General features: G+C 72.8%; 18 protein-coding genes. 6 read left to right on the top strand and 12 right to left on the bottom strand.

Annotation, left to right across the window (positions count from 1 at the left end; all coding sequences use genetic code 11):
• Positions 1–115 precede the first annotated feature (115 nt).
• Positions 116–1027, top strand: a complete 912-nt coding sequence (locus AB0K15_RS40470) for a LysR family transcriptional regulator (RefSeq protein ID WP_364063522.1) — start codon at positions 116–118, stop codon at positions 1025–1027.
• Between the two features lie 290 nt (positions 1028–1317).
• On the opposite strand, the gene AB0K15_RS40465 is transcribed toward AB0K15_RS40470, so the two are convergent.
• From AB0K15_RS40465 to sulP, 9 genes are all read right to left on the bottom strand, one after another.
• Positions 1318–2574: an FAD-dependent oxidoreductase gene (locus AB0K15_RS40465; protein WP_364063519.1), complete on the bottom strand. Its 1257-nt coding sequence runs from the start codon at positions 2572–2574 to the stop codon at positions 1318–1320.
• Complete coding sequence (locus tag AB0K15_RS40460) at positions 2571–3980, bottom strand: NAD(P)/FAD-dependent oxidoreductase (RefSeq protein ID WP_364063516.1); 1410 nt, start codon at positions 3978–3980, stop codon at positions 2571–2573. The genes AB0K15_RS40465 and AB0K15_RS40460 overlap by 4 nt, the downstream gene beginning before the upstream one ends.
• Entirely contained in the window at positions 3980–5431 is a 1452-nt protein-coding gene (locus AB0K15_RS40455; protein ID WP_364063513.1) for an FGGY family carbohydrate kinase, read from the bottom strand. Before AB0K15_RS40455 ends, AB0K15_RS40460 begins: the two co-directional genes overlap by 1 nt.
• Positions 5428–6225: a DeoR/GlpR family DNA-binding transcription regulator gene (locus tag AB0K15_RS40450; RefSeq protein ID WP_364063510.1), complete on the bottom strand. Its 798-nt coding sequence runs from the start codon at positions 6223–6225 to the stop codon at positions 5428–5430. Before AB0K15_RS40450 ends, AB0K15_RS40455 begins: the two co-directional genes overlap by 4 nt.
• 43 nt (positions 6226–6268) lie before the next feature.
• Entirely contained in the window at positions 6269–7276 is a 1008-nt protein-coding gene (locus tag AB0K15_RS40445) for an ABC transporter permease (protein WP_364063507.1), read from the bottom strand.
• A complete protein-coding gene (locus tag AB0K15_RS40440; RefSeq protein ID WP_364063504.1) occupies positions 7273–8814 on the bottom strand; it encodes a sugar ABC transporter ATP-binding protein in 1542 nt (513 codons plus the stop codon). The genes AB0K15_RS40445 and AB0K15_RS40440 overlap by 4 nt, the downstream gene beginning before the upstream one ends.
• 8 nt (positions 8815–8822) lie before the next feature.
• Positions 8823–9824: a sugar ABC transporter substrate-binding protein gene (locus AB0K15_RS40435; RefSeq protein ID WP_364063501.1), complete on the bottom strand. Its 1002-nt coding sequence runs from the start codon at positions 9822–9824 to the stop codon at positions 8823–8825.
• Positions 9825–9865: 41 nt separating this feature from the next.
• Positions 9866–12025, bottom strand: coding sequence for a N,N-dimethylformamidase beta subunit family domain-containing protein (locus AB0K15_RS40430; protein WP_364063498.1), 2160 nt, complete (start codon positions 12023–12025; stop codon positions 9866–9868).
• Between the two features lie 203 nt (positions 12026–12228).
• Entirely contained in the window at positions 12229–13896 is a 1668-nt protein-coding gene (gene sulP, locus AB0K15_RS40425) for a sulfate permease (RefSeq protein ID WP_364063495.1), read from the bottom strand.
• Between the two features lie 227 nt (positions 13897–14123).
• Here sulP and AB0K15_RS40420 point away from each other — a divergent pair, with 227 nt between their 5' ends.
• From AB0K15_RS40420 to AB0K15_RS40400, 5 genes are all read left to right on the top strand, one after another.
• The gene (locus tag AB0K15_RS40420) at positions 14124–14291 is read left to right on the top strand and encodes a hypothetical protein (RefSeq protein WP_364063492.1); all 168 of its coding nucleotides are present in this window, start codon (positions 14124–14126) and stop codon (positions 14289–14291) included.
• A gap of 358 nt (positions 14292–14649) precedes the next feature.
• Positions 14650–15672 carry an NAD(P)H nitroreductase gene (locus AB0K15_RS40415; RefSeq protein ID WP_364063489.1) on the top strand — a complete coding sequence of 341 codons (1023 nt, stop codon included), beginning with the start codon at positions 14650–14652 and terminating at the stop codon, positions 15670–15672.
• Positions 15673–15691: 19 nt separating this feature from the next.
• The gene (locus AB0K15_RS40410; protein ID WP_364063486.1) at positions 15692–15925 is read left to right on the top strand and encodes an SHOCT domain-containing protein; all 234 of its coding nucleotides are present in this window, start codon (positions 15692–15694) and stop codon (positions 15923–15925) included.
• 123 nt (positions 15926–16048) lie between these two features.
• Positions 16049–16351 carry a PLD nuclease N-terminal domain-containing protein gene (locus AB0K15_RS40405; protein ID WP_364063483.1) on the top strand — a complete coding sequence of 101 codons (303 nt, stop codon included), beginning with the start codon at positions 16049–16051 and terminating at the stop codon, positions 16349–16351.
• 18 nt (positions 16352–16369) lie between these two features.
• Positions 16370–16963 carry a hypothetical protein gene (locus AB0K15_RS40400; RefSeq protein ID WP_364063480.1) on the top strand — a complete coding sequence of 198 codons (594 nt, stop codon included), beginning with the start codon at positions 16370–16372 and terminating at the stop codon, positions 16961–16963.
• On the opposite strand, the gene AB0K15_RS40395 is transcribed toward AB0K15_RS40400, so the two are convergent.
• The 3 genes from AB0K15_RS40395 to AB0K15_RS40385 all read right to left on the bottom strand — a co-directional run bounded on the left by AB0K15_RS40395 (position 16935) and on the right by AB0K15_RS40385 (position 19442).
• Positions 16935–17321, bottom strand: a complete 387-nt coding sequence (locus tag AB0K15_RS40395; RefSeq protein ID WP_364063477.1) for a universal stress protein — start codon at positions 17319–17321, stop codon at positions 16935–16937. The genes AB0K15_RS40400 and AB0K15_RS40395 overlap by 29 nt on opposite strands.
• A gap of 185 nt (positions 17322–17506) precedes the next feature.
• Positions 17507–18592 (bottom strand): acetate kinase, encoded by a 1086-nt coding sequence (locus tag AB0K15_RS40390; protein WP_364063474.1) that lies wholly within the window; start codon positions 18590–18592, stop codon positions 17507–17509.
• Positions 18593–18908: 316 nt separating this feature from the next.
• Positions 18909–19442: a flavodoxin domain-containing protein gene (locus tag AB0K15_RS40385; RefSeq protein WP_364063471.1), complete on the bottom strand. Its 534-nt coding sequence runs from the start codon at positions 19440–19442 to the stop codon at positions 18909–18911.
• Positions 19443–19606 lie beyond the last annotated feature (164 nt).

Here is a 19606-nt window from a genome sequence, read left to right as displayed (position 1 = left end):
CGCCTCCTCGCATTCATTCGTCGGAGATGTTGACGAGTCCACTTTCACTCTGGACCTGAATCATGTCCAACGATGACTGCAGATCCTCTCCAGCATCACGAGTGATAATCGGGTCATGGAACTCCGACACCTCGAGCACTTCCTCGCCGTGGCCGACACGGGCGGGTTCACCCCCGCGGCACGCCGCCTGCACGTCGTCCAGTCCGGCGTGTCGGCAACGGTCAAAGCCCTCGAGCGCGAGCTCGGCGCCCCGCTGTTCGACCGCGGGCGCGACGAAGTGACACTCACCCCGGCCGGCCGCGTCTTCCTGCCCCGGGCCCGTGAAACACTCGACTCCGCCCGCGCCGCCAAGGACGCAGTCCAGGAACTCGGCGGCACGCTTCAGGGCACCGTCACCGTCGGCACGCTCACCTCGGTCGACCTCATTGACACGCCGGGCATCCTCGCCACCCTGCGCGCCCGCCACCCCGGAATCACCGTCCGGCTCCGCGCGGCACTCGCCGGATCGACAGGGCTGGCACAGGAACTGCGCGACGGCCGGCTCGACGTCGCCTTCCTCTCCCTCCCCGGACCGGCACCCGCCGGGCTGCGGATCCGGGCGCTGGAGATGATCCCCCTGGTGCTCTACGTTCCCGCCGACCACCCACTGGCGGGCACCGGCCGGGTCTCGCTGTCACAACTCGCCGACTTCCCCTTCATCGACTCCCCACCGGGCTTCGGCAACCGCATCATCACCGACCACGCGTTCGCCAGCGCCGGCATCGAACGCGAAGTCACCCTCGAAGTCGCCGACATCGGCACCGCCGTGCACTTCATCCGCGCCGGACTCGGAATCGGTTTCCTCGGCGAGTTCCTGGTCGACGACCCCACCGGGCTGACCACCCTGGAGATCGCCGACCACGAGCTCCTCTGGCAACTCACCGCGGCGACCTCCGCGACCCGACGCCCCAGCGCGGCCGCACGGGCCTTCCTGGACCTTCTCGACGAAGTACACCCCACACCGAAACGCCCGCAGGCACGCGGCTGACCCGAGTCGCACAGCCGGCCGCGACCTCGGCAACACCCGGTACCAAGCACCGAATTCGTCGGCTCGCGTGAAAACTTCCAGCGGCGAAGCGACGTCCTGCACAGCGGTGCCGCCGGCCCGAGGGGTCCGGGAGGGGCTGATCTGCGGACGGTCATCCTGCCCTCCGGCGAACTCGGCGGTCTGGCCGTCCTGCCGTAAGCCCGAGCCGAAAACCGCGGAGCCGACACCCGAGAGCCGGGACGTACCCGGGAGCCCGTCCGGGCGCGCATCGTCCACTGTGGACGCGAAGGTCAGACCAGCGCTTCGATCCGCACCGCGGCACCCGACGGGTCCACGCGGGCGAGCCAGGAGGCCGGCAGCAGCGCGGGGCGCGACGGGACGAACTGCGGAAGCCGGCCCTGCCACAGGACCCGGTCGCCCTGGCTGACCCGCACGCGCGGCAGGCGGGCGAACACGCTCGGCCGCAGGATCACCCGGCCGCGCGCCGGGAGGTCCGCCGACGACGAGATGCGCTGGGGACTCGTCCAGGCCAGCGGGCCGTCGACCTCGATCGGGACCCCCGCGCCGGCCGCCGACGCCGCGCGGCCGGCCAGCCAGCGCGCGATCGAACGGCCGGCGTGGCGGCCCGACAGCGCCGCGACGTCCGCGGTTTCGACCGGGTGGCACAGGTTTCCGGCGGCGAAGAGCCCCGGCGTGCTGGTTGCCCCGGTCGCGTCGATCACCGGTCCGAGGGTGCGCGGGTCCATCCCGACGCCCGCTGTCCGGGCGAGCTCGTGGTCCGGCACCCAGTCACCGGTGAACACGACCGTGTCGCAGGCCTCGGTCCACCGGTGCCCGTCGGCGAGGCGCTCCAGCTCGACCTCCTCCGGGCGTGGCTTGCCCCGCACCGCGACGACCCGGGTGCCCGTCAGCACCGGCACGCGCAACATCCACCGCGCGCCGAGGTGGAACGGCAGGTAGCTCTGGTGGCGCGGCAGCTCGGTGGTGAGCGCGGCGACCTCGACCCCGGCGTGCCGCAACGTCATCATCGCGGAGAAGCCGACGTGCTCGGCACCCACCACGATCGCGCGCCGTCCGACGGGCCGGTCGTGGAGGTACACCGTCTGCTGCAGCTGCCCGGTGGTGTACACGCCCTGGCCGCGGTCGCCCGGCACCCAGCGCGCCGGGCGCGGGCGCTCCCGCGCGCCGGTCGCCATCAGCACCGCCGAGGCGTGCACGACGGACAGCCCGGCCGGCGCCGTCACCTCGAGGCCGCCGTCGCCGGACCAGCCGGTGACCATGGTCGTGGTGCGCACGGTGACGCCGGCCGCCGCGGCCAGCGCGGCGTACCGCCGGGCGTAGGCCGGCCCGGTCATCATCCGCCGGAAGTCCCGCAGGCCGTAGCCGGTGTGCGCGGAATGCCGCGGAATCCCGCCGGCGACGCCCTCCCGCTCCAGCACCTCGACCCGCTCCACCCCGGCCTGGCGCAGCGCGACCGCCGCGGCCAGCCCGGACGGCCCGCCGCCGATCACGGCGACGTCGACATCGTGCCTGACCCGCTCGTTCACTTCGCGGCCTCCGCTTTCACGGGCGCGTCCGCGCCCTCGTCGACCATGCGCGAAACCACCGCGCCACAGTAGAAACCCTGGCACCGGCCCATCCCGGCCCGAGTGCGGCGGCGCAGCCCCTCCACAGTGGAGGGGGCGATCTCGCTGTGCAACGCGTCGCGGATCTCACCGCGGCTGACGCGTTCGCAGAAGCAGACGATCTCGCCGTAGGCGGGGTCCTTCTCGATCAGCGCGGCGTCCTCGGCCGGCCGGGCGTCCACCTGGCCGAGGTACGGCATCTGCGGCGGGACGACGTCCGCGGGCGGTCCCGGCATCGCCTCGCCCGGCCAGCCCGCCAGCTCCGCCCCGACGTACTCGGCGATCGCGAGCGAAGAGGTGAGCCCCGTCGACCGGATCCCGCCCACGCACACGTAGCGCTGATCGGGGTGGAACGAGATCTGGTAGTCGCTGAACTCCGTCGCCGCCCGCAAGCCGGCGTAGATCGTGGTGACCTCCTCGCGCAGCAGCGCGGGGACGATCCGGTTTCCCTTCTCCCGCAACATGGCCAGACCGTCCTCTGTGGACTCGGTGGCCGAGCGGTCGGTCAGGTCCTCCGCGGTGGGGCCGAGCATCACGTTGCCGTAGACGGTCGGGCTCACCAGCACGCCCTTGCCCATCTTCGTCGGCACCGGCAGCAGGATGTGGTTCACCAGCGACCGCGCCAGCTTGTCGAACACGATGAGCTGGCCGCGGCGGGGCGTGATCGTGAACGACTTGTGCCCGAACATCGCGTGCACCCGGTCGCTGCCGAGGCCGGCGGCGTTGACCACGCACCGGGCCCGGACCGGGCCCCGGTCGGTGTGCAGCACGGTGTGGTCCGCGCCCGGCTCGGCACCGGTCACGGTGTGGCCGAGCAGCAGGTCGGCGCCGTGGCGCACCGCCTCCGTGGCGAACGCCAGCGTGGTCGTCCACGGGCAGATGATGGACTCCCCCGGCACCTCCAGAGCGGCCAGCGCACCCGGGCCGAGGTGGGGCTCGCGCCGCGCCAGCTCGGCGGCGTCCAGCAGCCGGGTCTCGTGGTAGCCGTTGGCCGCGGCCTTCTCGGCCAGCCCCGGCAGTGCCGCGAGCTGCTCCTCGTCCCAGGCGACCAGCAAGGCACCCAGCGGCTCGACCGGGATCCCCGCCTTGGCGGCGTAGTCGGACAGCAGCCGGTACCCGCGGGCGACGAGCCGCGACTCGGTGGTGCCGGGCGTCGCGTCGAAGCCGGTGTGCAGGATCGCGGTGTTGGCCTTGCTGGTCACGTCCCCGACGTCGGAGCGCGTGTCCACCAGCGCCACGGACCGGCCGCGCAGCGTGAACTCGCGCGCCAGCGCGGAGCCGACCACGCCGGCTCCGATCACGACCAGGTCGTACTCGGGCTCTGGCATCAGGAATCAGCCCTTCCGGGAAACACGCGGCCTTCGCCGCTGAACTGCCGGGTCGCCTCCAGCGCGGACCGCCATCGGCCCAGCTGCTCGGCGGCCCAGGCGGGCGAGGCGCTCGGTTCGACGACCGTGCCCGGCCGCGGGTCGGGCAACGGGCGGCCGGCGGCACCGCGCAACGCCAGGTCGGCGACGCCGAGCGCGGTCGCGTGCGGGGCGGCGGCCACCTCCACCGGTGCCTGCAGCAGGTCGGCCTGCAGCTGCACCAGGGTCCGCGACCGGGTGAGCCCGCCGTCGAGCCGCAGCCGGGGCACGGTGCCGCCGAGGTCCGCCGCCGCGGCGTCGACGAGGTCCACGACCTGCGCGGCTATCCCCAGGCAGACCGCGCGCGCCAGGTGCGCCCGCGTCGCCGCCAGGTTCAGTCCCAGGAAGCCGCCGGTCGCACCCGGCTGCCAGTGCGGCGCGGCCAGCCCGGCGAGCGACGGCACGAAAACGACCCCGGCCGTGTCGTCCACTGTGGACGCCAGCTCGTCGAGCTCGCCGGCCGAGCCGAGCAGGCCGACGTCGCGCAGCCAGGCCACCGCCTTGCCCACGGTGTACACCTGCCCGTCGAGACACCAGCGCCGCTGCCCCGCGATCTGCCACGCGATCGACGGGGTCAGCCCGGCTTCGCTGCGCTGCGGCCGGTCACCGGTGTTGACGAGCAGGAAGGCGCCGGTGCCGTACGTGCACTTCGCCTCGCCGCGCTCCCGGCAGCGCTGTGCCCACAGCGCGGCCTGCTGGTCGACGATCACCCCGGCGACCGGGGCCTCCGCACCGAACGCGCCGGTGGTGCCGACCACTTCATCGTTGCCGGCCAGCCGCGGCCGGCGCTCGGTCAGCCCGAACAGCTCCCAGGCCTCGTCCGACCAGGTGCCGGACTCGAGATCGAGCAGCATGCTGCGCGACGCGGTGGCGACGTCGGTGACGAACTCGCCGGTGAGCCGGTGCAGCAGCCACGTGTCGGTGGTGGTGACCACTCCCCCGGCGCCCACGCGCTCCCGCAGCCAGCGCATCTTCGGGGCGGAGAAGTACGGGTCGAGCGGCAGGCCGCTGATCTCGCCGAGCCGTCCGGCGACGTCGCGCAGGGACTCGCACACCCCGACGGCCCGCCGGTCCTGCCACACCACGCACTGCGAGAGGGCTTCTCCCGTCGCGGGGTCCCACGCCAGCACCGTCTCGCCCTGGTTGGCGAGCCCGACGACGCCGGCATTGACCCCGGCCGCCGCGACGGCCGCGCGGCCCGCGTCGAGAACCGACGCCAGCAGCTCGCCCGGATCCACCTCCACCGCACCCGGCTCCGGCGTCCGGACGGTCACCGGCCGGTCGACCTCGGCCAGCACGGCACCGTCCTCGGCGACGACGAGCGCCTTGGTCGCCGAAGTGCCCTGGTCGAGGGCGAGCACCGCTCCGGTCATGAGGCCGCGTCCTCGGCTCCGGCCACGGCCGGCTGCACCACGGTCAGACCCGCGTCACGCAGCTGCGCGACCATCTCCGGGTCGGCGGAGGAGTCGGTGATCAGCGCCGTGATGCTCTCGAGCGCGCAGACCTTGCGCAGCGCGACGTGCCCGAGCTTGCTGCCGTCGGCCAGCACGTAGACCTCGGCCGCGTTGCTGATCATCCGGTGCCGCACGGCGATCTCGTCGAGGTGGTAGTCGGTGAGCCCGCCGGTCACGTGGACCCCGCCGGAACCCAGGAACGCCTTGTCCGCGAAGAAGTTGCTCACCTGGTCCTCGGCGTCGGGCCCGGAGCAGGTCAGCTCGTCGTGGCGGACGCGCCCGCCCACGAGGTGCAGGTTCACCCCGTCCCGGCCGGCCATCGCCAGGACCGCGCCGAGGTTGTTGGTGACCACGCGGCCGCGGAACGACTCGGGCAGCGCGCGGGCGGCGGCGAGCACGGTGGTGCCCACGTCGAGGAACACCGTGTCGTCGTCGCCGACGATCGAGGCGACCACCTCGGCGATCTCCGCCTTGGCCTCGCGCTCGATGTTCTCGCGCTCCACCCGGCCGGGCTCGGCACTGCGGGAGAGGCTCTTGGCCTTGGCCGCACCCCCGTACACGCGGCGGATGGCGCCTTCGCGTTCCAGCAGCACGAGATCGCGCCGGATGGTCTCCGGCGACACCTCGAGCTGGACCGCCATGTCCGCGGGCCGGAGCACCTCACTGCTGTTCAGCAGCGCCAGGATCCGCCTGCGGCGTTCGTCGGGAAGCACGTTTCCCCCTACCTTCCTCAAATGCACGAGCGAGCCAGGCCGGTCACGTTCTCCGGAGCACCCGACGCAAGGTGCCGGCCTGCTGCCCGAGCTCGTCCAGACCGGCCGCGACCACGAGGGCCGCCCCGGTCGCGATGGCCTGTGCGAAGTACGGCACGTTCATCAACGTCATACCGTTGTTGAGCACGCCGAGGAAAACCACCCCGAGCAGGACGCCGAGCATCGTCCCCCGGCCGCCGCTGAACGCGACCCCGCCCAGCAGCACCGCGGTGAGCACCTGCAGCTCGAAGTTGGCGCCGAGCGTGCTCGGCGGGGCGGAGTCGAGCCGCGCCGCGAAGAGCACGCCGCCGAGGCCGGCGGCGAGTCCGGTGACCACGAACACCATCAGTGGCAACCGTTTCGTCGCGACCCCGGACAGGAACGCCGCCTCCTGGTTGACGCCGATCGCGTAGACCTGGCGGCCGGCGGGCGTGCCGTAGAGGAACAGCGCGCCGAGGCCGAACACGATGAACGCGATCCACACCGGGACGGGGATCCCGGCGTAGAGACCACGGCCCAGCAGCGACATCCCCGTGCCGAAGTCGGCCGGCGGGTCCGAGCGCAGGAACTGCGCGATCCCCCGGTACAGCTGCAGGGTGCCGAGGGTGACGATGATCGGGCTGAGCCGGGTGTAGGACACGAGCACCCCGTTGACCAGACCGCCCACGGCGCCGACCACGAGCCCGGCGAGCACGGCCAGCCCCCAGTTCACGTGGTGGTCGACGATCAGCAGCCCGGTGACCACGCCGGACAGGCCGACCGCCGACCCCACCGAGAGGTCCACGTAGCCCATGATCACGAGCACCGCCTGCGGCACCGCGACGATGAGCAGCACGGCGCCCGACAGCGCGATGTTCTTGATGTTCCCCACGGTGAGGAACAGGTCCGACCGGCTGGTGAAGAAGCCGACCAGCACGAGCAGGCCGATCAGCAGTGCCGACCGCAGGACGAGCTCCAGCACCGGCGTACGCCGGGTGGTGCTCGCCTCCGGGGTGGCGGTTGCCGTCGTCATGGGCGTACCTCCGGGAGGGTGGCTGCGGCGTCGTCGGGCAGGTCAGTGGTGACACCGGTGAACTGGTGGGCTTCGGCGAGCAGGGCGGATTCGGTGATGTCCGCACCGGTCAGCTCGGTGGTGAGCCGGCCGCGGTCCATCACGACGGCGCGGTGTGCGAGCAGGGCGACCTCCTGGGCGTCCGACGAGGCGAAGACCACCGCGAGCCCGCGGGCGGCCAGCTCGCGACAGACCTGGTAGATCTGCCGCCGGGCCCCGACGTCGACGCCCTGCGTCGGCTCGTCGAGCAGCAGCACGGCGAGCTCCCCGGCCCGGGCGAGCCAGCGGCCGAGGACGAGCTTCTGCTGGTTGCCACCGGAGAACTGGCCGCCCTTGCGGCCGCCGTCGGGCGGCTGGAGGTCGACCTGCCGGGCGGTCTCGGCGAACAGCCGCCGCTCGCCACCGGGCCGGCGCAGGCCGAGCCGCGCGAGCCGCCGGTACGACGGGAGCAGGAGGTTGTCGGCCGCGTTGCGGGTCGGCCACAGCGCCTGCCGGAGCCGGTCCGACGGGACGAGCGCGATCCCGCGCCGCACCGCGCCCGCCGGGGTGCGCGGCGCCGACCGTTCGCCGTCGACCTCGGCGCTGCCTCGGGCGGCGCGGTAGCGGCCGGCGAGCGTCTCCAGCAGCGACGTGCGGCCGGAGCCGAGCACCCCGTAGAGACCGAGGATCTCGCCGGAGCGCACGTCGAGGTCGATCGGCCCGAACCGCGGGCCGGCCAGGTCCCGCAGCCGCAGCCGGATCGGACCGAGGTCCGCGGGCTCGGCCGGTGCCGTCGGCGCGCCGGTACCGCCGGAGATCACCTCGACGATCCGCTCCGGCGCGACGTCGGAGACCTTCTCCCGCAACGCGACCACACCGTCGCGGAGGACCGTGACCCGGTCGGCGATGCGGAAGACCTCGCCGAGGCGGTGCGTGGTGTAGACGATGCGCGCCCCGCCGGCCTTCATCTTCGCGATCTCGGCGAAGAGCCGTTCCGTCTCGCTCTCCGAGAGCGACGCGGTGGGCTCGTCGAGGATCAGCACCCGCACGTCGGTGCGGTGCCACGCCTTCGCGATCTCGAGGAGCTGCTTGGTGCCCATGGGCAGGCCGCCGACCTTCGTCCCCGGCGCGACGTCGAGGCCGAACCGGTCGAGCAGCTCGGCGGTGACCCGCCGCTGGCCGGCCCGGTCGAGCACCCCGGCGACCGTCTTCTCCTGGCCGAGGAACAGGTTGTCGCTCACCGACAGCACGTCGATCAGCGAGAGGTGCTGGTGGATGGTGGCGATCCCGGTGGCGAAGGCCCGGTTCGGGGTGAGCTGGCCCAGCGGCTCGCCGTCGAGCGCCAGCTCACCCGCGTCCGGGGTCACCACTCCGCCGATGCACTTGATCAAGGTCGACTTGCCGGCGCCGTTCGGGCCGAGCAGCGCGTGCACCTCGCCGGGAGCGATGTCGAGATCGACTCCCTTGAGGACGGTGGCCGCGCCGTATCCCTTGACCAGGCCTCGAATCGTGAGCGTCATCGGGTTCCTCAGCTGTAGTCGCTCAGGTATTCCTTGAGCGAGGGGGTGCTCGCGGTGAGCGCGACCGGCGGGACGTTCACGCCCTTGTTCGGCTTGCCCTCCAACAGGTCCGCCGCCACGTCGGTGACCGCGAAGCCGATGTCCCGGATGCGCACCGCGACCGAGACCCGGTAGATCCCGCCCTGCGACACCGCCTGCAGGCCTTCCTTCGACCCGTCCTGGCCGCCGATGAAGATGCCCGGGTCCTTCGGGTTCTTGCCCGCGTTGAGGAACGCCTGCTGCGCGCCCAGTGCGACGTCGTCGTCGTACCCGAGCACCATGTTGAGGTCGGGGTGTGCCTGCAGGACCGTGCGGGCGATCTGCTCGCCGTCCGCGCGGGTGCCGGCCTTCTGCGTGGAGACGATCTCGACGTTGCCACCCGCGGCGAAGGACGCCTTGAGGCCGTCGTCGCGCTGCGCACCCACCGCGAGGTCCCGGTTGTTGAGCACGAGCACCTTCACCGGTCCCTGGTGCTGCTTGGCCCACTCGGTCGCCGTCTTGCCGAGCGCCTGACCGCTCTCGAGGCCGCTGAACAGCACCGAGGCGTCCTGGTTCTTCAGCGGCGAGGCGTAGGAGACGAACACCGTGCAGTTGCCGCGCGCCTGCTGCGCGAGCGGCTCCATCGACGCCGGCTCGAGCGGGTAGGACACGATCGCGGGGATCTTCTGCGTCACCCAGGTCTGCACGTTCTGGGTCTGCTTCTGCAGGTCCTCGTCGTCGGCGGTGTACTTCATCTGGTACCCGCGGGCGGTGGCGCGCTGCTCGGCGAACCGCTTGAGGTCGCCGTAGACCGACAGCGACGTCAACGGGTAGTCGAAGCCGATCACCTTGTCGGTGGAGCGCTTGCACGACTGGCCGCCGGCCGCCGAGCCGGTGTCCTGGGTGATGCCGCCGCAGGCGGCCAGGGACAGCGTCAGCACGGCCGCCGCGGTGGCGCCGGCCAGCCGGCGGAACGGGACGGGGTGTTTCATGGGAGTTCTCCCTGCAGTCGGGAATCCGGGGGGACCACTTGTCAGACGCGGGCGCGGAAGTTGCCGAGCACGTTGTGCAGCAGCCGGGAAACGTTGTTCTCGTAGCCGTTCCACGGCAGGCAGCCGGTGAAGCAGATGGAGCCGACGGAGAAGACCGCGCCGCCGCCCGGGCGCTCGACGATCACCATGTCGGAGCGGACGAGGTCGGACTCGCTGCCGCCCAGCCCGGGGGCGAGCATCAGCACGTCCTCGACGGCGAGCTGGTAGAAGTCGCTGTGGCGCTGTGAGGTGGCGAGCACCGCCGTGTTCGGCGGGCTGCCCAGTGCGAAGTCGCAGCGGTCGAGTTCGTCGCCGCTCGCGCCGTTCATGATCAGACCGAAGTCACCGAGGAGATGGTCGTCGATGCCTTCGAAAACCCAGGCCCATTCGGGCTCGTAGGACAGCGGGGTGCGCTCGAAGGGCGGGGCTTTCTCGTCCCAGCCCTGGCTGCACATGCCGACCCCGGCGAGCTTGTTGGGCGACCGGCCGCGCCAGCGCCACAGCCCGCCCGGCTCGCCGGTCGTCGAGTGGTGGCCCTCGCCCGGCTGGATCTCCCAGGTCCGGATCCCGCCCGAGCGACGTACCTCCAGCACACCCGGCTGTCCCGGGTCCTGCGAGGTGACCCAGTAGAACCCGTTGCCGCCCAGGTACATCAGGCAGTGTCCGGTGTCGACGTGCCGCTGCAGCGCGTCGAGCATCGCCCCGCTGTAGTACTCGGGGTGCGAGCCCGTGAGCACCACCTGGTAGCCGTCCAGCGCGTGCTCGGGATCGGCGTGCAGGTCGTGGTCGCTGAGCACGTCGTGCTCGACGCCGCTGCGGACGAGCCAGTGCTCGAGGTAGAGGTCGGCGCCCAGGCTGCGCGGCGCGTTCTGCAGCCACATGCGGTAGTCCGGGCGCAGGTTGAGGATCGGGCGCAAGGCGCTCGTGTAGCAGATGCCGGAGCCGTCGCTGTGCAGGTCGTAGAGGCTGGCCCCGAACTCCGGGTGCTCGACGAGCGCGACGTCGTGCGGTCCCGGCGTGATCGGGTGGTCGGTGATGCCGGCGGCCTCGTAGTCGAGGCGGTGCTGGAGGCGTTCGTTGGCGTAGGCCAGGTAGGTGAAGGTCGGGATCAGGTAGGCGACCTTCGGGCGGGGCGCACCGGCCGCGGGCGCCACCACGACCGGGATGTGGTCGGTTTCCCCGCCGTCCCGGGTGGTCCCGCGCAGGCGCACGGCGTAGATGCCGCTCGGCAGGTCGGCCGGCAGGTCCACCCGGGCCGTCTCGGGCCAGCCGGCGTCGATCAGGTCGTCGTCGTGGAAGTGGATCGCGGCGTACTGCTCCGGCGCGGCGGCGCTGTCGTGCACCTCGCCGGTCCAGGTGTGCCCCGTCATCGCGCGCGCCGGTTTGTTCACCAGCAGCCCGTGCCGGCCCCGGCCGGAGACGTCCTCGGCGGTGTCGGTGGCGAAACCGCGCTCGAAGGCCCATTCGGCGAGCCGGTCTTCGCCGGAGGAGAGCACGGGATGCTCGACCTTGCCGTTGAACACGCCACCGGGGAAGTACCGGGTGCCCTCCGCCGGGCAGCGCAGCGCGGCGACCACCACCCCGCTCGCGGCCGAAAGGTCCACTTCGGACTCACCGCGCAGGCGGACCGGCGTTTCGTCACCCGGGAACGGTTCCAGCGGCACGATTTCCAGTGCCACTCCACCGGTGCCGACCTCGGCGCAGACGCGGTACCAGCGCCGGTTCGCCAGCGGCCGGGCGGCCTCGAGCAGCACCGCACCGGCACCGCTGGACAGCCGGAGGCGGCCGGATTCACCGAGGGTCACCGCGACGACGGGCTCGCCCGCGGCGTCCACCACGCTCAGCACGCCCTGTTCCCGGCCCGCGTCCACCGTGGTCGGCCAGATCACCACACCGGCGCTCAGCCGCGTGGTGCCGGCCGGGACGACGTCGTCCGCCCGCAGGCACGAACCCACCGGGGTGACCTGCTCCTCCGCGACCACGACCTGGCTGGGGACGGAAGCCACGTCGGTGCTGAGGAAGCCGGGGCCGAGCGGGTTCGTGTCGCCGTGCAGGAGCCGGACGAGATCGACCGTGACCGGCCCGCCGTCACCGCTGATCCGGACCGGGAGCGAGTCCCCCGGCCGGGCGGACAGCCGGTCCAGGTAGCCGATCAACCTCATGAACACTCTCCGCCCATTCACCTGGTGCCCGAACTTCCACAACAACGGTCGGGCTTGCCCTGCGGTTTCTGATGCGCAGGACCGTACCTGTGACCGAACCTCCACGCAATACCTCGTATTTACGAGGAGGTTTCCGCGCATCACGTTCTCGTTACGGCCCGCCGCGCGCGCGATCCGGGGCCGGCGGCGTTCGCCGGGCCCCGTCAGCCGTGAGCCGCGGCCCAGGCGTGGTAGCCGCTGATCGCGGTGGGCAGGGTCGGGAAGATCCGATTCTCCCCGACTTTCCCGACCAGCCCGGCGGCGACCAGGTCGTCGCGCAGGTCCTGCTTGACCCGGGCGAGCGCGAAAACGACGCCACGCCGCACGAGATCCGAACGCAGCTGCTCGAGCGCGTCGGCCGCGGTGACGTCGAGCTCGACGTTCGCCTCGGTGTTGAGGACGAACCAGCGCACGTCACTGCCCGCGGCGGCGAGGGCCCGGCGGCGGAAGTCCTGCGCGTTGGCGAAGCACAGCGGAGCGTCGTAGCGGTAGACGACTAGCCCCGGCTCCGTCGTCGCGTCCGGGTAGTCGTCGACGTCGTGCATTCCGGCCAGCCCGGGGACGACGCCGAGGATTCCGTCGTGCGGCCGGGCGATCCGCCGCAGGAGGTCCAGAATGGACAGTCCGACCGCGGCGAGCACGCCGTAGATCACGCCGAGGCCGAGCACCCCGGCGGTGGTCAGCAACGCGAGCAGGAGCTCACTCCTGCGGAACCGGGCGAACCGGCGCAGTTCCTTGACGTCGACGAGATACGTGGCGGCGAAGATCACCAGCGCCCCGAGCGCGGCCTTCGGAAACTGGGCCAGCAGCGGACGGGCGAACACCACGACGAGCACCACTGTGAAGAGCGCGACAAGCGAGTACAGCTGCGTGCGGCTGCCCGCGGCGGCGCCCAGCGCGGTCCGGCTTCCGCTGCTGCTGACGGGAAAGCCGTGCAGCAATCCCGCGGACACATTGACGGCGGCGAGTGCGCGCAGCTCCTGGCCGGCGTCGACCTCCTCGCCCCGCCCGGCCGCGAACGCCCTCGCTGTGAGCACGTTGTCGGAGAAGGCCACGATCGCGATGCCGACCGCGGGCAGAACGAGCCGGCCCGCCTCGGCGGCCGAAAAGCCCGACACCGCGGGCGGCAAGCCGGCGGGCAAGGCGCCGACCGCCTCGATCCCGGGCAGCCCCGCCACCACGACCACTGCCGTCGCCCCCGCGATCGCCACGAGCGGGCCCGGCACTGCGGGCAGCAACCGCTCGAGGAGGATCAGGACGAGCAGCACGCCGGTGGCCAGGGCGATCGTGGGCCAGTGGACGAGCCCGATCCGCGCGAAGAAGCCCGAAAGCTCACCGAGGAACCCGGTCCCGTCGACCCGCACCCCGGTGACGTTGCCGAGCTGCCCCGCGATCATCAGCACCGCGATCCCCGCCATGTAGCCGGTGAGCACGGGCTTCGACAGCAGCTCGGCCAGCACACCCAGCCGGGCCAGCGCGGCCACGAGGCAGAGCGCGCCGACGAGCACCGCGAGCACCGCCGCCAGCGTGGCGTACCGCGCGGGGTCCCCCGCCGCGAACGGCGCCAGCACCGCGGCCGTCATCAAGGCGGTCGTCGACTCCGGCCCGACCGACAACCGGCTCGACGAGCCCACCAGCGCGTAAACGGCCAGCGGACCGACCGCGGCCCACAGCCCGGCGGCCGGCGGCAGACCCGCCACCTCGGCGTAGGCCATCACCTGCGGCACGAGATAAGCCGCCACCGTCACCCCGGCGACGACGTCTCCGCGCAGCCAGGCTCGGCGATAACCGCGCAACTGCGCGAGTCCGGGCAGGGCCGCGGACAGGTTCATCCCTCCGAGCATCCCCTTCGCCACCCGCCACAGCAGCGGCCGGAAGTCACCGGCGCACCGGGACTTCCGGCCGCGGGGACGAACGACCGTCACCGCGGTGATCTGACGCCCTGCAACCGGATCTCCGTGACCGTGAAGCCGGACGCCGCGAACCCGTGGGCAGCGGCTCGAGAGACCCACAGCGGCGTGGTCTTGCTCGTCGGAGACCGTGCCGCCTCGCCGCCCTTGTGCGCCGAGGAGCGCCGCCGGGCCCCGAGATCCGCGCACTGGCCCGCGAGCTCGCGGTCTTCCCCGCGGCCGCCGGCCACGGCCCGGCGATCGAGGCCGACGGCACGCGGGACGCGACCGCCGGCGCGCGGATCTCGGAGGGAAAGGGAGTCGACGGGGCACGGTGACCCGATCGCAGACGACGTCTTCTGCGTCGATGACGGCCCGCGCGTGCCCGGAGTTCGACGACCACCTCCGGCACGGGACGGCCTCGGCGACGCGGCGTTCCTCGCGGAGGAGGGCCGCGCACCCGCACCGGCTCGTTCTCCGACGCCGGCCCCGATGCCGCGGGCGGATGGCCGCCGAAGCCGGCGGCGCTCGGCACCGACACGAGCGGCACCGCCGACCGGTCCCGGGCCCGGGCGCCGTGCTCGCCGAAGACCGGCGAAAGTCCCTTCGCCCGGGGAACTCGGACTCTCCAGCGGGGCGGCACCCGCGTGGCACGGTCAAGCCGACCGCTTCACGACTCGATTAGGCGGGCCAGCCATGGAACGTGGACTTCCCGACGACTTCACGGTCAAGACCGCGGTGGCGATGGCCATCCGCGCTCCGTCGGTGCACAATTCCCAGCCCTGGCGGTGGGCGAAGGGCGCCCGGTCGCTGCACCTGTACGCCGATCCGTCCCGGCAGCTCGCGCACACCGACCCGGACGGACGCGACCTCCTCATCGGGTGCGGTGCCGCCCTGCATCACCTGCGGATCGGCTTCGCCGCGCTCGGCTGGCGGGCCGAGGTGCACCGCCTGCCCCATCCGGCCGAACCCGACCACCTCGCCGCGGTCGAGTTCCGGCGGAGCGAGCCCACCGCGTCGGAGGTCGCGCTCGCCGCGGCCATCCCGCAGCGCCGAACCGACCGCCGACGTCTCAGCTCGTGGCAAGTTCCGCGGGACTACCTCGAGTCGATCGCCGAGGCCGTGGCCGACGAGGGCGTCGTCCTGCGCGTCGCCGAGAACGCCGAGCGCCACTACCTGGCCGTCGCGATCGAGGAGGCGAACCGGCGCCACCAAGCCGATCCCGCATACCGGGACGAACTCGCCGCCTGGAGCGGCCGGCGGGTCGCCCCGGACGGCGTCCCATCGCGAAGCGCGCCGATGCCCGACCCCACGCCGGGGACGCAACCCACCCGGCACTTCGCCGACCCCGAGCTCGCCGAACCGGCCGGCACCACCGGCGAGGACGCCGAGACCGTGCTCCTGGTGCTGAGCACGGCGTCCGACGACCGGATGTCCCGCCTGCGCGCCGGGGAAGCGACCAGCGCGGCCCTGCTCACGGCGACCCGGTTCGGGCTCGCCACCTGCCCCCTGACGGAGCCGCTCGAACTGCCCGACGTCCGGCGCACCGTCGAGAACGAGGTCTCGTCCGGCACGTTCCCGCAGATGGTCCTACGCCTCGGCTGGGCGCCCGTGAACGCGGACCCGCTGCCCGCGACTCCCCGCCGCGACCTGGCGGACGTGCTGATGCCCTTCGACCCGGCCGAAGCATTCCCCGGTCCCCGCCACCAGGGGCACTGAGACGAGCGAGGTGAGCGAAATGCCGTACTGGCACTACGGAACGACAGGAGGCTGGGTCGTTCCCGCACTGGTCATCATCGGGCTGCTGGTGGTGCTGGCCGCCGCCGCGATCGTTGCCGCGCTGCTGATCCGGCGCGTTCCGAAGTCCGCTTCGGACGAAGACCGCGCCATGGGCATCCTGCGCGAGCGATTCGCGCGCGGGGAAATCGATCAGGACGAATACGAGCGCCGCCGCACGGCACTCGGGCGCTGACGCCTGGGCCGGAACCGGTCGTCGTCGTGAAGGGAGCGCCCATGACCGCGCCGAAGAAGACGATCGCGCGTTCGCACGACAACGAATGGGGCCACGCGTGCCGCACTGTCGAGCTGGTGGGCCGTGAACTCGCCCGGCTGTGACCGCGCCTGCGGCCGCGAGTGGGCCGAGCTCTCCTCCGCCCAGCGCCGGGTCGTCGCCGGCGCCGCCGTGGTCCAGGCCACGCTGGCCGCGACGGCGTGGTGGGATCTCGCGCACCGGCCGGCGGATCAGGTTCGCGGGCCGAAAGCCGTGTGGGCGGCGGTCATCGCCGTCAACTTCGCCGGGCCGCTCGCGTACTTCGGCTGGGGCCGGCGGCCAAGGACCTCCGCGGCGAGGACCTTCGCCTCCAGTGTGATCCACCGTCGCGCACCACACTCGGAATGACCGGCGAACGGAGGGATCATGTCCGTCAAACCCGAGCACGACAACCTTTCCGATACCACGGCTCCCCCGTCTCGGCGGCCCGCGTCGCCGCGCCACCGCCGGGCCGACGGCGGCCGTGCTCTGGCCCTGCTGCGGATCGCCATGGGCCTCGTCTTCCTCTGGGCCTTCGCCGACAAGCTGTTCGGCCTCGGCTACTCCACCGCCGCCGCGGGTGCCTGGATGCGCGGCGGCTCGCCCACCCGTGGTTTCCTCGGCTCCGTCGACGTGGGTCCGCTCGCCTCGACGTTCCACACCTGGGCCGGCACGTGGTGGGCGGACTGGCTCTTCATGGCCGGCCTGCTCGGCATCGGCCTCGCGCTGCTGGCCGGCGTGGCGCTGCGGATCACCGCCGTCGCGGGCACGGTCCTGCTTCTGCTGATGTGGGCCGCCGAATGGCCGCCGGCGCGGTTCACCGGCGGCGGCGAGGCGACACACTCGACCCACCCGTTCCTCGACTACCACATCGTCTACGCGCTTGTCCTCGTCGCGCTCGCCACGACGCTCGCCGGCAACACCTGGGGGTTCGGCCATCGCTGGGCGGCCTTCACCGGCGACCGCGCCTGGCTGCGCTGACCCGGCCACCGCGTCGACCACGGAGCACGGCAGCCACCGTCCGATCAGGACAGTCGCCGTCGGCAGCGCCGGGCCGGTAGGTCGCGACCGTGCCCGCCTCCGGAACCGGTCCCCGTTCCTCCGCCGTGCGAGCCGGCACGAACTGCGCCAACTGCTGCCGGTACCGGATTCCCCTGTCTTGCGGCGACCGCGTCGCCGCCGACCCCGGGTCGGCGGTCCGGTCGACGCTCCAGGCTCTGACCGCCACGACCCGGCGGCCACTCGCCTTCGCCTCGGCCAGGGCCCAGCGCAGTGCCGCGGCGCTGCCCGCCGAGCCGTCGACGCCGACGACGATGTCGTCCTGATCCGCTGTGGTCACGGTGTTCTCCTCTCCTGACGCGGATGGGTACGGGCGGTGTCGAGCAGGATCGCGTGCCGACGGGCCCGATCCCGCCGGGGGTTCACCGAGATCGCCGTGACGCCGGCCCGCACCGGGCTCTCGGTGAAGCCGGGGTTCACCAAGCACCTGGCCGCACAGCGTCGAGGTGCTGCCGTGCGCGCCGGTCATCTCGCGACCCGCTCGGCCAGCACGGCTCCGGCCGTGCGGGCCAGTTCGAGTTCCTCCCTGGTCCGCACGACGAGCACCGGCGCCGCGGAGTCCGGCGCGCTGATCACGCGGTCGCCGTCGGTGCGTTCCAGCGGGCCGACACGCAGGCCCAGCACGCCGAGGCCGGCGGTCACGGTGGCGATCGCCTCCGGCTGGTACTCGGCCACCCCGCCGGTGAACACCAGGGCGTCCAGCCGGTCGAGGCTCGTCGCGACCGCACCGATCTCCCGCCGCAGGCGGTGCACGTAGACCGCCACCCCCCGTGTCGCGTCCGGGTCACCGGCGGCGGCCGCGGTGAGCGCCGCGCCCAGATCGCCGGTGCCGCCGCACATTCCGGCCAGGCCGGACCGGTGGTACAGGGCGTCCGCCATCTCATCGGGTCCCATGGGAGCGGTTTTCATCACGTGCAGCAGCAGTCCCGGGTCGATCGAGCCCGACCGGGTGGCCATCGCCGGTCCCTCCAGCGGGGTGAACCCCATCGACGTGTCGGCACTGACGCCATCGCGCACGGCGGTCACCGAGACGCCCGCACCGACGTGTGCGCAGATCAGCTGGAGACCGGTCTCGGAGCACCCCAGCAATTCGGCGGTCCGGCGGACGGCGTAGCCGCACGACAAGCCGTGGAACCCGTAGCGGCGCAACCGGTTCTGCCGCGTCCACGTGCGCGGCAGCGGGTAGTGCGCCGCCGCGTCGGGCAGGCCGGCGTGAAAGGCGGTGTCAAAGCACGCCACCACCGGCACGTCGGGCAGCAGCGCCCGCACAGCGCGCGTGACGGACAACGACTGGGGCTGGTGCAGCGGCGCGAGGGGAACGAGCCGTTCCAAGCTGCACAGCAGGGATTCCGTCACCAGCGCCGGTGCTTTCCTCGACCCGCCGTGGACGAACCGCACCGCGACGGCATCCGGGCGCGGCCAGCGGCGCACGGCGTCCGAAACGAGGTGCGCCTCGCTCAGCGACGCGGCCGCCCAGCCGACGGCGGCCCCGTCTTCGACCAGTGCCGTCTTCAGGCTCGACGAGCCGGGGTTCAGGGTCAGGATCCGCATCGACTTGTCCCTCGGATCAGCGACGGCAACGGCCCGAAGAACCGCAGGTGGCGATCTCGCTCGGCCAGGCTCGTGCGCCGAGCCGACACCGCTTCGGCGTGGGCCGGAGCGAGTGCGCGGATCAGACCGACCTCACCGTCGGCCGGCTGCGCCCTCACGGACGGGTTCGCGGTCATGGTTCTCCTCCGGGAACGTGCCGGCGGGCGCCCGGCAATCGGGCCGCCTCCCCCAGCGGCACAGGCGGCGAAGATCGGGTGCAACAGGCCGCTTCACGAACCAGACCGGGCACGGCGGCGGCACGTCGGGACTCGCACTGTCATCGCCGGCCCTGCCGCTGCACGGGCGCCACGGCCAGCTCGCCGGCGATGGTCCGCGCCCAGGCCCGGATCATCGGCCAGTCACGGTTGTCGCCGTCCGGTACGCGTAACGCGGCGACCACGGCCCGTTCGGGGAAGCGCAGCTTCGCACGCTCGATGCGGCCGCCGAAAAGCCGGTGCTCGCGGGCACCCGAAGCGACCAGGACGTCCGAGACGTCCACCGGATCCTCACCCGGGTGTGCCTGCTCCCCCGCCGGCCCGCTGGAGAACAGCCACACGGGGACCCGGCGCAGTTCCTCCTGGTGCTCGTGCACGAGACGCCGTGCGCTGTCGAGCCAATGCCCGAAGTAGACCGCGCTGCCGAGCACTACCGCGTGGTACCCCTCGAACGACGTGACGTGCCCGGCATCGCGCACCTCGGCCTGCACCGCGACGCCGGTTTCCTCGAGCGAAGCCGCGGCCGTCGCGGCGATCTGCTCGGCGATTTCCCTCGTGGCCCCGTGCTTGGTCGCCACGACGACGAGAATCCTCATGGCAAGCCGCCTTTCGATCGACACCTCTCACCGTCGCGTCCCGCCACAGCCCGCGGCAGGGCACGAAGTCACTTCCGGCGATGACGAAATCGGCCACGCACACACCGTCCGCTCCTAGCGCACGCTCCGGAGCGCGCCCAGCCTGGGAACTCCACGACCGCCCG

The organism is Amycolatopsis sp. NPDC049253 (assembly GCF_040678995.1).
Lineage (GTDB): Bacteria > Actinomycetota > Actinomycetes > Mycobacteriales > Pseudonocardiaceae > Amycolatopsis.
The sequence above is the reverse complement of the archived record's forward strand: the minus strand, read 5'-3'. Positions and strand labels throughout refer to the sequence as shown.

Excerpts from the sequence above, each read along its gene's own strand:
- AB0K15_RS40470 (WP_364063522.1), top strand. The coding sequence starts at position 116 with ATGGAACTCCGACACCTCGAGCACTTCCTCGCCGTGGCCGACACGGGC.
- AB0K15_RS40460 (WP_364063516.1), bottom strand. The coding sequence starts at position 3,980 with ATGCCAGAGCCCGAGTACGACCTGGTCGTGATCGGAGCCGGCGTGGTC.
- AB0K15_RS40455 (WP_364063513.1), bottom strand. The coding sequence starts at position 5,431 with ATGACCGGAGCGGTGCTCGCCCTCGACCAGGGCACTTCGGCGACCAAG.
- AB0K15_RS40445 (WP_364063507.1), bottom strand. The coding sequence starts at position 7,276 with ATGACGACGGCAACCGCCACCCCGGAGGCGAGCACCACCCGGCGTACG.
- AB0K15_RS40440 (WP_364063504.1), bottom strand. The coding sequence starts at position 8,814 with ATGACGCTCACGATTCGAGGCCTGGTCAAGGGATACGGCGCGGCCACC.
- AB0K15_RS40435 (WP_364063501.1), bottom strand. The coding sequence starts at position 9,824 with ATGAAACACCCCGTCCCGTTCCGCCGGCTGGCCGGCGCCACCGCGGCG.
- AB0K15_RS40430 (WP_364063498.1), bottom strand. The coding sequence starts at position 12,025 with ATGAGGTTGATCGGCTACCTGGACCGGCTGTCCGCCCGGCCGGGGGAC.
- sulP (WP_364063495.1), bottom strand. The coding sequence starts at position 13,896 with ATGAACCTGTCCGCGGCCCTGCCCGGACTCGCGCAGTTGCGCGGTTAT.
- AB0K15_RS40415 (WP_364063489.1), top strand. The coding sequence starts at position 14,650 with ATGGAACGTGGACTTCCCGACGACTTCACGGTCAAGACCGCGGTGGCG.
- AB0K15_RS40410 (WP_364063486.1), top strand. The coding sequence starts at position 15,692 with ATGCCGTACTGGCACTACGGAACGACAGGAGGCTGGGTCGTTCCCGCA.
- AB0K15_RS40400 (WP_364063480.1), top strand. The coding sequence starts at position 16,370 with ATGTCCGTCAAACCCGAGCACGACAACCTTTCCGATACCACGGCTCCC.
- AB0K15_RS40390 (WP_364063474.1), bottom strand. The coding sequence starts at position 18,592 with ATGCGGATCCTGACCCTGAACCCCGGCTCGTCGAGCCTGAAGACGGCA.
- AB0K15_RS40385 (WP_364063471.1), bottom strand. The coding sequence starts at position 19,442 with ATGAGGATTCTCGTCGTCGTGGCGACCAAGCACGGGGCCACGAGGGAA.